Source organism: Pirellulales bacterium, from assembly GCA_019636335.1.
Classification (GTDB): domain Bacteria; phylum Planctomycetota; class Planctomycetia; order Pirellulales; family JAEUIK01; genus JAHBXR01.
Window position 1 is genome coordinate 1 of the sequence record JAHBXR010000042.1, and the last position, 12,346, is coordinate 12,346.

Annotated in this window: 10 protein-coding genes; all 10 read right to left on the reverse strand. The window is 59.9% G+C overall.

Features of this window, described 5'->3' with window-relative positions; genetic code table 11:
* Positions 1 to 598, reverse strand: a 598-nt coding sequence (locus KF708_24070) for an LOG family protein (protein MBX3415783.1), incomplete at its 3' end; no start/stop codon positions are given.
* A 13-nt stretch (positions 599 to 611) separates the two neighbouring features.
* Positions 612 to 1,418 (reverse strand): hypothetical protein, encoded by an 807-nt coding sequence (locus KF708_24075; GenBank protein MBX3415784.1) that lies wholly within the window; start codon positions 1,416 to 1,418, stop codon positions 612 to 614.
* Positions 1,419 to 1,455: 37 nt separating this feature from the next.
* Complete coding sequence (locus KF708_24080) at positions 1,456 to 2,538, reverse strand: 6-phosphofructokinase (protein MBX3415785.1); 1,083 nt, start codon at positions 2,536 to 2,538, stop codon at positions 1,456 to 1,458.
* A 16-nt stretch (positions 2,539 to 2,554) separates the two neighbouring features.
* Positions 2,555 to 4,174 (reverse strand): SulP family inorganic anion transporter, encoded by a 1,620-nt coding sequence (locus KF708_24085; protein ID MBX3415786.1) that lies wholly within the window; start codon positions 4,172 to 4,174, stop codon positions 2,555 to 2,557.
* A gap of 148 nt (positions 4,175 to 4,322) precedes the next feature.
* Positions 4,323 to 5,999: a putative transporter gene (locus KF708_24090; protein ID MBX3415787.1), complete on the reverse strand. Its 1,677-nt coding sequence runs from the start codon at positions 5,997 to 5,999 to the stop codon at positions 4,323 to 4,325.
* 20 nt (positions 6,000 to 6,019) lie between these two features.
* Positions 6,020 to 7,606 (reverse strand): phosphoenolpyruvate carboxykinase (ATP), encoded by a 1,587-nt coding sequence (gene pckA / locus KF708_24095; GenBank protein MBX3415788.1) that lies wholly within the window; start codon positions 7,604 to 7,606, stop codon positions 6,020 to 6,022.
* Between the two features lie 56 nt (positions 7,607 to 7,662).
* Positions 7,663 to 8,493 carry a class II glutamine amidotransferase gene (locus KF708_24100; GenBank protein ID MBX3415789.1) on the reverse strand — a complete coding sequence of 277 codons (831 nt, stop codon included), beginning with the start codon at positions 8,491 to 8,493 and terminating at the stop codon, positions 7,663 to 7,665.
* Positions 8,494 to 8,569: 76 nt separating this feature from the next.
* Positions 8,570 to 9,355, reverse strand: a complete 786-nt coding sequence (locus KF708_24105; protein MBX3415790.1) for a hypothetical protein — start codon at positions 9,353 to 9,355, stop codon at positions 8,570 to 8,572.
* A 30-nt stretch (positions 9,356 to 9,385) separates the two neighbouring features.
* The gene (locus tag KF708_24110) at positions 9,386 to 10,336 is read right to left on the reverse strand and encodes a hypothetical protein (GenBank protein ID MBX3415791.1); all 951 of its coding nucleotides are present in this window, start codon (positions 10,334 to 10,336) and stop codon (positions 9,386 to 9,388) included.
* Positions 10,337 to 10,953: 617 nt separating this feature from the next.
* On the reverse strand, positions 10,954 to 11,892 hold the full coding sequence (locus tag KF708_24115; GenBank protein MBX3415792.1) for an SgcJ/EcaC family oxidoreductase: 939 nt from the start codon (positions 11,890 to 11,892) through the stop codon (positions 10,954 to 10,956).
* Between the last annotated feature and the right edge of the window lie 454 nt (positions 11,893 to 12,346).

Below are 12,346 nucleotides of genomic sequence, written 5' to 3' on the forward strand. Positions count from 1 at the left end.
AGAGCATGGCATTTCGAGCCCAATCGATCAGCCCCGGCCACATGGGGCCTACGAGAATGAATGGCGTGTCCTGCAAGTGACGCACTTGGAGCAATTGCCAAATCATCATCGTCTCCAGCACCGTGCCAATGCCGCCGGGCGCCACAAGGAAAGCATCGGAAGTCAGGACGAATTGGTGCAGCCGTGTAAAGAAGGTGCGGTGCTCGAACGCCTGGCCAACAAAGTCGTTGACATTCTGCTCGAATGGCAGATCAATGCGAATGCCAACCGACTGCGCCTGCCCTGCGGTACTAGCGGCGCCTTCGTTGGCGGCTTGCATAAGTCCTGGCCCTCCGCCAGTGACAATGTCACATCCCATGTCAGCCAAAGCTGCCGCGACGAGTTTCGTCTGCTCGTAGGCAAAATCCCCGGGCACGGCGCGCGCTGAGCCGAAGATCGTGACGCGGTACCGGTCTCGTCGCGACGGTCGCAAACGCGTGAGATTGTTGACCGTGTCCCACAAGCTGAGGATCGACTCGACGAGAACACGCTTCACCGCTTCCTCGTCAGAAAGACTCACTGTGTCGGTACGAGTCGATCCAGTAATACCATCCGGCATAGCGTGCGTCCTCTTACAATACAGGTTGGTTGGCAGTAGTATTTGATACGTCCACGGCAATCTCGTGACCAAGCACGATACGATGCACGTTGGTGGCCAGGTCGCGAATGATCTCCCCATCGCCAGAAATATCCTGCGCATGAGCGAGATTATTGCGCAGATCCTGCAAGGCGGTCACGAATTCTTCCACCGCTCGCCGCGACGGGAATCGTGTCAGCGAGCGAAGTGCTTCGTCTCGCGCCACGATTCGCCCTTTGTCGGCCAGTTGCAGGCAGTCGAGGAGAGTTGGCTGCTGATTGCGGCGCCGTCGTTCTTCACGCAGGTCATTCGCTCGATGCAGACGTCCTGGCGACAGATATCGTTGCCATGCACCGTCGGGGCAGATCTCGTCGATCAGACGTGTCACACGCAGTTCAGTAATTGTTACCAAACCGAACAGCCACATACGCATGGGGGCTTTTTGGAAATCGCGGGCCTGAATGAAGCCACCGATCTCACCCAGTACACGTACGAAAACGCTTGGATGCAAGGTCAGGCGGTGGACTACCTCGTTCAACGACGCCGTGTCAGCAATCACGGAACCGGGATCGAAGGGTCGGATTATCGTTTCCTCTACTCCGCCGTTCACATCACTGGAAGTGAGCCAGCCGGTGACGATTCCCGATTGCCGAATCCCCACGACTTCAACCTGCTGTCGCGTCATCGCAGCGCGAATCAGGTCAAACGGCGCACCTTCGTCAAACGACGGCAGTGGCTCGGCCAGATCGCGCGCGGTGAAGCTATTGAGAAACAAATGGAGCGAGTTGTCGGAGCGACTCACAATTCCCTCGGATTGCCTGGAATCCTGTCGTCTAGCCCTAGTCGCCGAAGCAAATTCCCAGGGCACGTGCCGTTCGAACGAGGCTTCCCTCGGCGCTTACGGTCTTTAGAGTACCCACCGCATCGCGAATGGGTATGGCGCCGATCTGTGTCCCCTGGTAGGTGACCATCTTGCCGAAGTCGTTCGCGGCGATCAGTTCCACTGCTTCGGTGCCAAACGCCGTGCATAGCAATCGATCGAAGGTCGTGGGGCTACCGCCGCGTTGCAAGTGACCAAGCACGCACGCGCGAGTTTCTTTGCCCATGCGCTGTTCAATTTCCGCGGCCACCACGGTGCTGATACCGCCCAGTCTCGCCTCGCGATGCTCAGGTTGCGCCGCGGACGTAACGAAATCTGCCCCTTTTTCGTGCGCTCCCTCGGCAACCACGACGATCGAGAACTTGCGCCCCCGGTTTTCACGCTCTCTGATCTTGGCGCACACACTCTGGTAAGAAAAGGGGACCTCAGGAATGAGAATCACGTCGGCCCCACCCGCGATCCCCGCATAGAGTGCGATCCAGCCGGCATAACGGCCCATGACTTCTAACACCATTACTCGATTGTGGCTTTCCGCAGTGGTATGCAGGCGATCGAGCGCTTCGGTCGCGCAGGCGACGGCTGAGTCAAATCCAAACGTCATCAACGTCCCCTGCAGATCATTGTCGATGGTCTTGGGAACGCCAACGATCGGGAGGCCGTGCTCAAAAAGCTGCTGTGCGATGCTCAGCGAGCCATCACCGCCGATGGACACCAGGGCGGAGAGCCCCAGATCTTGCATGCCGTGACGCGTTTCTTCGAGTAATTCATGAGGAAGCACGCGGCCTTCGCCATGTCCGACCTTCGCCGAAAAACGTCCGCGGTTGGCGGTCCCCAGAATCGTACCGCCGCGCGTCAGCAAGCCACCCAACGCATGATAGTCGAGCGGGCGCGTATTGCAGGGAGTCAAGAGGCCTTCATATCCGCCGACGATTCCCAGCACTTCCCAGCTGCGCCGGTCGGCTGCCTTGACAACCGCTCGGATTACAGCATTCAGACCAGGGCAGTCACCGCCGCCGGTAACGATACCGATACGTTTGTCCATCGAGGGTCCTCATGCATCAAACTTGTGGTGCCGACTGCTCGAACTCGACCAACGCCTGATCGATCGACATGTGGCGGCCAAAGTAACCCGTCTGCTTTTCCAATCCCACGGCGCGCAATAGATCGCGTGCGCGAGATCGGGCTTCAACAATGCGAAAGGCGCCACCACGCTTGCGAACCGTCTCATTCAACTTGGCCAGCATGCTCCCGCCGGCGACATCGACGTAAGGCGAGTTCGAAAGGTCACAGATGACGAGCCGCAGCGAAGGATCGCCAGCGATGCGAGACCAGACCGCTCCACGCACGTGTTCTGCGTTGAAATAGAGAATCGACGCCTCGACTCGGAAGATCAATACGCCGGGAATCGGCTCGTTGTCGGGATGGCGGCTCGAATCCGAGTAGCGTCGCGTGCCGGGAATACGTCCGAGAAATGCCACGTGAGGACGCGCCGCGCTCCCGAGCAAGACCAGTAGCGAAATCACCACCGCGACCAGCACCCCCTTGAGAATGCCGAGCAACAGCACGCCCACCAGGGCAACCATCGCGATGCCGAATTCGAAGCGGCTGACGCACCACAAGTTGCGTATCGCGGCAAGGTCGATCAAGCCACGCACTGCCACCAATACAACCGCGGCTAAGATGACCGAGGGCAGGTTGTGCAGCAGGCCCGTCAAAAACAAGAGACAAACGCCGATCGCGACCGAGGCGAAGACGAGCGAGAGTGGCGTCCGCGCGCCCGCCTTATCGTTCACGGCCGATTGCGAGAGCCCACCCGCCACGGGAAAGCCTTGGCTGAACGCGGCCAGAAAATTGGCCGCCCCCAGTCCCAGCAGTTCTTGGCGGGGGCTGATCTCGTAGCCGTGCTTCGCTGCCAGGGTGCGTGCGGCGGAGACGCTTTCGACATACGACAACAGGAAGCAGGCCGCTGCCAGCGGCAACACTCCATCGACGTCGCGAGGTCGTAGCGACGGCCAGGCAAAATCGGGCAGTCCCGTCGGAATGGCGCCGACGATGGCCACCCCTCGTTCTGCCAATCCGACCAGCGACGAGATCACGATGGCTCCTGCGACCACGAAGAGCGCGATCGGCCGACCCGGCAACAGTCGGTCCCCGAAGACCAACAGGGCGATGGCCGCCAGACCGATGGTGAGAACCAGCAGGTTCGTCTCCGTAAGTTGTCCGCCCAACAGCCACAGTCGCTCGAAGAATTGATCGCCACCGCCGGGCACGCCGAACAGCTTCGGAAGCTGAGTCAATCCAATCGTCAGCGCGGCGCCTGCCTTAAAGCCGACGAGAATGGTCTCGCTGATGAAGTTCACCAGCCCGCTCAAGCGCAGTGCCCAAGCCAGGCCGCTCAACAAGGCGACCAGAAGAGCAGTCAACGCAGCAATCTCAGCCCAACGTGCGGCATCACCATTCGCCATGCCGGCGATAGTGGCTCCCACCATCATTGCGATGGCGGACGTGGGGCCCACTGCCAACTGGCGCGAAGTACCGAACAGCGCATATCCCAACCCACCCACCAGGTAGCAGTAGATCCCGTATTGAGGTGGCAACCCGGCCAGCGAGGCGTATGCCAGCGAAACCGGAATCGCATACGCGGCGAGCGTCACGCCGGCGATCAAATCGCGCGGCAACCAAACCGCCTGATAGTGAGGCAACCAGGGGAGGATCGGGAGTAAACCGAGCGCTCTTGCGGCGATTCCGGCGGATGGCGTCGGTCGGTCTGTATCCTGCGACATGGTGCCCGCGATGGGAACGATGGGAACAAGGTTTTTTGCACGCCTACCCACAGAGCACCACCGCCAATACCTGCGCGGCCATGATTCGCAGCAACATGGTCAACGGATAAACTGTCGCGTAGGCGACGCCGGGCGCTTCCGATTGGCAAACGCTGTTGGCGAACGCCAAGGCCGGTGGATCGGTCATGCTGCCCGCCAACAGTCCAGCCAAGACGACGTAATTCATCGAATATCGCACGCGGGCGAAGGTACCTACCGCAACCAGCGGCAAGATCGTGGTACACGCACCTGCTACCATCCACAGGATGCCTGTTTGACTGAACGCCGTGTCAAAGAAAGTTGGGCCGGCCATTAGTCCGACCGCAGCGAAGAAGAGGGCGATGCCTAGCTCACGAAGTGCGAGGCTAGCACTCCGCGGCAAGTGCCACACCAGTCGGCCGATACGTCCCACGCGGCCTACGATGAGTGCCACAATGAGTGGACCACCGGCCAGGCCAAGGCGTAATGGTTGCGGCAAACCTGGGAAGGCAATGGGCATGGTCCCCAACACCACTCCCAGACTGATGCCCGCAAACAGCGGCACAAAGTGCGTTTCGTTGAGTGCGTGGACGGAATTGCCCAGGTGAGCGGCTGCGAGTTGCAAGGAATCGGGTGGACCCACGACTTGCAGCACGTCGCCAAACTTCAGTCGCAGCGTTGGGACCGCGGTCAATTCGAGATCACCGCGCACGACGCGCGTCACCACGACGCCGAACAGCGATTCTAGATTCAGTTCCTTGACGGATTGGCCGAGGATCGCGGAATTTGTGACGACGATTCGCTCCGGCACCACCTGCGAAGTAGTCATGAGCAGTTCAGCATCGCTCTCGCGCCCTAGGACACGTTCGAGTTGATCGAGGCCATGTGTCGAACCAACGGCAAGAACACTGTCTCCTGTTCGCAGCACAATGCCGCCAGCGGCGGCCTTGGCTTCGGGTTCACCGGAGTGCTGGATTCGCGAGATGACGACTCCGGATTCGGCGAGGCCAGGCACATCGTGAATGGCAATTCCCTCGATGTTTGGATTCTCGATGATCAGGCTTCGCTGCTGAAGTGCTACGTGCCCGCCTTGCTGGGCCGACAGGTACGCGTCGCGCTCTTGACGCACATCGACCTTGAAAATGGCCTTCAGTGCCAGCAGCGTTCCAATGATCCCCACGATCCCCAGTGGGTAAGTGACCGCGTACGCCAACGCCGGCAATGCAGCACGTTCTGCCGTGACATGCGGAAAAGTAGTCAACGTCTGCTGCGCGGCACCAAGCGAAGGGGTGTTGGTCGTTGCGCCAGAGAATACCCCTAGTGCGGCAGCGCGATCGAGACCAAGCAACCACCCCAGCAAGACGACCGTGATCGCGCCCAGGGATACGATCGCCAACGCGAGGGTGTTCAAACGAAATCCGGCCTCGCGCAGCGACGCAAAAAAACCGGGTCCGAGTTGCAACCCGATGCAAAACACGAACAAGATCAGCCCAAATTCTTTGACGAATTCCAGCGTGTGATGATCGATCGCCTTCGTGAAATGCCCCGCGACGATGGCCGCGAACAAGACCCCCGACGTGCCCAATTTGATGCCGCGGATCTGAACGCTGCCCAGACTCATGCCAGCCACGCACACCAGCGATAGGATCGCGATGGCCTGCGCGGTGGGATTCGTCTGATAAAGTTCGAAAATCCATTTCATGCCTTACTCCGTCCGGTCCATCAAACTTTTGGTGAAGCGGTACGAACCTCGGCATTCACTCCTGCTTCGTATTTCTTGAAGTTCTCGACGAAAAGGCTGGCCAGCTTCTTTGCCGCGGCATCGTAGGCGGTCGCATCGTCCCACGTTTCGCGCGGCCAGAGTATTTCGGCCGGCACGCCCGGGCACTCCGTGATCACGTCAAATCCGAACACCGGGTGGCGCTCCCGTTTTGCTTCAGTCAGCCGTCCCGTGTGGATCGCATCGATGATGCCGCGAGTGTGCGCGAGCTTGATTCGCTTACCGATCCCATAGCCGCCGCCGCTCCAGCCGGTGTTCACCAGCCAGACCCTCGATTCGTGCTGTCGCATCTTCTGCGCAAATAGCTCAGCGTACTTGTTGGGATGCCACACCAGGAACGGTCCGCCGAAACAGGGGGAGAACGTCGCCGATGGTTCCTTGACTCCCATTTCCGTGCCCGCCACCTTGGCGGTATAACCGCTGATGAAGTGGTACATGGCCTGCGCCGGCGAGAGCGCACTGACCGGGGGCAGCACACCGAACGCGTCGCACGTCAGAAAGATAACGTCGGTCGGATGCCCCGCCATGCACGGAATGCGTGCATTCTTGATGAATTCGATGGGATAGGCGCCGCGCGTGTTCTCCGTGATGCTCGTGTCGGTGAAATCGACGGCGTGGTCTTCCTCGAGGACGACGTTCTCTAGTACCGCACCGAACCGCAGCGCCTGAAAGATATCGGGCTCGTTCTCTGGCGAGAGGTTGATGGCCTTCGCGTAGCAACCCCCTTCGATATTGAAGATGCCGTCGTCGCTCCAGACATGTTCGTCATCGCCGATCAGATCACGCTTCGGGTCGGCCGAGAGCGTCGTCTTGCCCGTGCCGGATAGACCAAATAGAAGCGACGATCGCCCGGACTGCTTATCAGCGGTGGCCGAGCAGTGCATCGAGAGCAGGCCTTGCTTGGGGCCGAAATAATTCGCGACGGTAAACACACCCTTCTTCATTTCGCCAGCGTATTCGGTTCCGAGAATCACCAGTTCACGCTGTTCGAGACTCAGGCAGACGCTGGTCTTCGAGTCGACGCCGGCCGTCTGCTTGTTGGCCGGAAACTCGCCGGCATTGCAAATCACGAAGTCGGGCTGGCCGAAGTTCGCCAACTCTTCTTTCGTCGGACGGATCAGCATCGTGTGCATGAACAGGGCATGGTACGGGCGCGAGCAGATGACGCGCACCTTGATCCGATACTTGGGATCCCAGCCTGCGAAGCCATCGAAACAATAGAGTCGCTCCCGCGTGTTGAGAAAGTCGATCGCGCGCTCGCGATTGATATCGAAGGCGTGTTCTTCGAGCGGGATGTTGATCGAGCCCCACCAGATATCCGCTTCGGAATCCGGGTGCCGCACCACTCGTTTGTCCTTAGGGGATCGGCCCGTCTTGGCGCCCGAGTAGGCGACGAGCGCGCCATTCTCGGCAATACTGGCGTCCTTTTCGTAGCGAATGGCGTGCTCGTACAACGAGCTAGGAGGCAAGTTGTGATGAATCTCTGCGACCGTGAGTCCGTACTCTTCCAGGTTGAATTTGTCAGTCATCGCAGATGTTCCTTTTCGCGAATGATCGTGAAGCTGTTGAATGCGATGCTCATTTTTCACGTGTTCACGGGTGTGGGACGGAAGGACCGTACTTCGATCTCTCCACCTCGCACAACCAGCAAAGAGCTCTGCGGTACTTCCCGCCAGAGGTGCGAAAACTCACCGATCGGTTCAGAGACGACCGCACGTGCGACTGCACCAAATCGGCCGGTAATCGCCGGATTGAGCCGGTAAAGGTGTTCGATATCGGGGCTATAGAACAAGGTCGGTGCGTCACCATCGCTGGCGTAACGAACACCATAGAGCGTCTCACCGTCGGTCACGCCCACGGTCATCCAGAGCGATTCCGTGACTCCATAAGCGCGACCGACATGTTCGATGAATCCCGCCATGCGAGCCAGTGCCGCAGGCGGATCATCTGACAACCCAAAGCTCAGTGCAAGATGGAACATCACCTCGGAATCGGTCGTGCCCAGGATGTTGCTGAAGAATTGTGGTGCGACGGACATTAACAGGTCACGCCGCAACCTCTCGACTTCAAAGATTTCTCCATTGTGGACAAACAGCCAATTTCCGTAGCGGAAAGGATGGCAATTCGTTTCTTGCACTGTGGTGAGCGAAGTCGCCCGGACGTGCGCCAGGAACAGACGCGATTCGATATTGGCTGCGAGGTCTCGTAGATTGAAGTCGTTCCAGGCCGGTCGAATGCTGCGAAACAGGCCCGGTTGTTCCCGCTTGCCATACCAGCCGACGCCGAATCCGTCACCATTTGTTGGGGTTTCGGCCGAGCGCGAGCTGAGACTCTGATCGATCAAATTCTGCTTGGCAGCAAACAGGATGTCCTCGAGAAAGATCTCTCCACCCGAATACGCCAACCAGCGACACATGTGCAAACACTCCTCGCGAAGAATTGCGGCAGGCGACGCGCTACACGTCCATCAAGTTCGCTGCTGAGCTCTCGACTTAATGTTCTGGAGCATCCATCGACAGTTGTAGATCGAGCATCGACTGCTGACTGATCCGCAGCAGACCTTCCTGCGGCCGGTCAAGGTCAACGATCATGAAAAGGATGGCCGAGAAGGCAACGACGACCGCCGGCGAGGCCAGCGAACGTCTTGTGCCGGACAGGCCTTCGTGAAACCCCATGGTGGCCATCGCGAGCACGGCTACGAAGTACAATGCGACCCAAATGACCCCCGGAATCCGGCTGCGCAAGCCGACCATCACTCGTGTGGCGTGCAGGTCGATCATTTCATTCAGCGACTGGATGAATAGCCCCCCAATGATCGAATGCGGGTCGGCCTGTGCGATGGCGTTCGCTTGTGTCCACAATTCATGTTGCAGTTCGATTGACCTGTCTATCGCTTCTTCGACCTTGCCGGTACGGGGGCCCTCGATGCGCGCGTCGGCATAGTCTTTCAGGAGCTGCCGTGCCTTGCTGCGCTGGGGTTCGGCCAATAGCCCAGCTCGCAGATAGGTCGTGCCGATCGCGTTCGATTCGTCGAGGATCGTATGTCGCCGTTCGTCAAAACGAGCCGCAGCCAGGCCGAAGGTGAAGGCCAGCATGAAGGCCAGCAAGCCCAGCATGGCCCCCGCCATAGCACCCGCGGGGGCCTCCTTCTCTGGTGAGTGGTCGCACCGGAATTTGCCCAGCCGATAACCCGCTTCGACCGCGAGATAAATCAGCATGATCGTCGCTACGAACAGCAACCACAATGGCACGGAATCGAAAACGCCACCGGTGGTCATATCGGGGTACTCAACGTGAGGTTCCGGCCGCTAGGGGGTAGTTTGCGCTTCGGGCGCGCTGGTTTGCGCTTTTTCCTCTGGATTTTCCAGACGCACCAGCATGCGCTGCTCAGTCTTGTCGGCGCCAAAGTGGACCAACACCGGCACCTCGTCGTTCGTCAGGTTGTAGATGCCCGTCTCCATGACGATGTCGGGCTTGTCCTTCGCATGCCAGGCGGCGCGTTGCGTCTTGCCATCGACGGCCCCCTCGATCGGCAACGCCTGGTTGCTGATGACGTCGTAGTAGTTGCCGCGGATCAAGCCCGCCTTGTTCACCGCCAACTGGAAGAGCTTGTCCGTGTCTTGCTGACCTTCGACCACCAAGCCGAACACACCGAGCGGCAGCCATTCTTCATCGGTGGCGGTGGTTTGATCTCCCATCGCGGCGATGTCGGTCGCTTCGTTGTAGTACTGCTCTTCGGTGGCAACTGGTTCATCGCCGTAGTAGATCTCGCCGTCGCTGTAGCCGACGTCGCCACCGTAGTCGTAGTACATCGGTTCGCCGCCGTAGCCCCACCAGCCGGTGAGCGCCGCCCACGTCGCACCGGTCCAGACGCCTGCCGCAGCCCATTTGCCGGGGAACCAAGCGCCTGGATAGTTGGGATACCACCCGGGATGGAAACAGTTCCAATGGTTGAAGTTGCCATTCACGGCCGACCAGGTGCGCCCCCCTACAACCTGACCGTTCGCAAACGTGGCCCCGCGTCCGGCGACGATGCGATTTCCCGCGGCGTCTTGTCCGCCGACGAATCCACCGGCGCGGCCGATCGAATTCACGCCGTTCGTGGCGCCGATGGCGCCGCCTCCGCGCACCACGGTGTTTCCGCCCGGTCCCTTGATGGCAACTGCGCCGCCGGCACCACCGATGGTGACGCCACCCGGTCCGGTAACCGATCCTGATCCTCCTGCCGCACCGATCGTGAAGTGATCTCCCTGCCACACGTTCGAATGCCGGTTGCTGTTGCCGCGCGAGGGCAATTGGCTGGCAGCAGGGGGTGAAGTGCGCGCGGCAGTTCTTCCCCCGTTGAATTGTCGGTTCGCAGCGGCACCCCCCGTCGGCCCAGGTATTCCAAGAAAGTTGCTCAGCTCGGACGTCGAAGGTCGAGTCGAGGGACGCGCCGCGCCGCCACGCCCCGCAGTAATTCCACCGGCACCGCCGCCGGGACGCGACGTCGGAAAGTTGGGTTGCGGGCGCGTTGCCGGACGTGTGGTTGCGCTCGCCGGCATTTGGGGACGAGACGCAGGTCGTTGTGCGGTTTGAGGACGCGAGGCCGGTCTTGGAGCTGGTCGCGGCGCCGAACGACTCATCGAAGGCGTTCCACGATAGGCGCCACCGCCACTCGGCCTTCCTCCACCACCACCTCCCATGCGGGCACCGCCCCCGCCTCCACGACCACCACCTCCACCCCCGCGGCCGCCACGACCATAAGCCGGCGAGGCGACGAAGCACTGGGATACCAACAGGACCACGATCAGGATCGAGGAGATGAAATGTCGCATCGTTGATTCCTCAACAGGCGTTTGCGAATCGTGTGGTGCCGCCGAAGTCGAAGACGTGATCATTCCGATCCCGCGCGACGCACGGCAATCGGCGCGACGTCGGGAAGCTTCTCCAGTTCGACGCGACGCTTCGTCGAAGACCAACTGAACTGGTCGTCATCGACGCGTTGATAGTGGTTGATCGACGTCGAGTGTCGCCCGTCGGGCAGTACATTCTTTGTCTCGACCAGCCACTCCCCTTCCTCTCCTTCGGTCCACGTTCCCTGGCCAAAGCCACCGTCCGAATCGAACAGCCAGGAACGAATCGTATCGCGCGAAGGATCCCAACCGATGATCTGCGTCCCTTCCATGTCGATCTCGTCGTCGATGACGACTCGGAACGTGTTCACCAGAAACTGCCCTCCTGTTGCCCAGCGATAGCTCGAATCGACCTGCACGCCGGGCAGTGAATTGTCGGTCCACTCTCCCACGAGCCAAGCCAGCGAATCCAACGCATGCTCGGGCCCCGAATTGTCGGGCACAACCGTTTCGCGCACCGTATCCAGTTTCCACACGCCATCGTGCTTGTGGTGGACGGCAACATAGGTTGACGTCTCTTCCGCGACGCCTTCCTGGCCGACTGACGCCGTTCCTTCTTCCAGTGCGACGTCATCGCCGAGCAGCCGTAGAGAGTCGATCGTGACGGTCAATTGCAATCCAGGACTTTCGGAGAATGAGTCGGCAAAGTGTTGCTTGATGGCGTCGGGGCCCTTCAGCCTTTCACCCTCGGGAGTGATATAAACTCCCTCCGCACCCCAGCACTGGGCGACGGCTTCCGCATCGCCCGCGTTGAAGGCCTGCACATACTTTTCAACCGCTGTACGCACGGCGGCAAGATCATCGTTCGCTGGCGCAGCTCCATCGTTCGTGGCGGCAGCATCCTGTGCGAGACATGCCGCGGCCGCAAGCACGGTCGAAAACGCCGTCATCACCGCCAAATAGAAGAAACGCTGGATCATGATTCGATCCTCCAAGGCCGTCGGGCCGCATTCATTGGTACTTCAATCGATTGAACAGCGCACACGGATTTGCCACGCTGACGCCGTTCCATGCGAACAGCGACAATCCGCAGCCGCGCACGATCGTTCGACACACCAGCGGAATCGCCAAGCGAACGGCGACGTCGGATCGCTCCGCGTCGTTCCATTTCAAGACAGGTGCGGCATTTTGCCCGGCAACGCAGCCGTGCATCGAACGCGCGGCGAAACGTGTGTTGCTGCTCGCAATGCCAATGTGCCCATTGTAAGATTCGAAATCGCCGATTTGAAGCGATCGCAGATAGTTTGAAGATCGCGCACGACATGACTGTCGGCAACCACTTAGATGCCTTCAGCTTGCGGAATGCCCTACGTATTCTGGGGGGCGAGAGGGCCAAAATCCGTGCGTAGATCGCCATGCGAAAAGACCAGCAAA

Excerpts from the sequence above, each read along its gene's own strand:
- pckA (MBX3415788.1), bottom strand. The coding sequence starts at position 7,606 with ATGACTGACAAATTCAACCTGGAAGAGTACGGACTCACGGTCGCAGAG.
- KF708_24115 (MBX3415792.1), bottom strand. The coding sequence starts at position 11,892 with ATGATCCAGCGTTTCTTCTATTTGGCGGTGATGACGGCGTTTTCGACC.
- KF708_24100 (MBX3415789.1), bottom strand. The coding sequence starts at position 8,493 with ATGTGTCGCTGGTTGGCGTATTCGGGTGGAGAGATCTTTCTCGAGGAC.
- KF708_24105 (MBX3415790.1), bottom strand. The coding sequence starts at position 9,355 with ATGACCACCGGTGGCGTTTTCGATTCCGTGCCATTGTGGTTGCTGTTC.
- KF708_24090 (MBX3415787.1), bottom strand. The coding sequence starts at position 5,999 with ATGAAATGGATTTTCGAACTTTATCAGACGAATCCCACCGCGCAGGCC.
- KF708_24080 (MBX3415785.1), bottom strand. The coding sequence starts at position 2,538 with ATGGACAAACGTATCGGTATCGTTACCGGCGGCGGTGACTGCCCTGGT.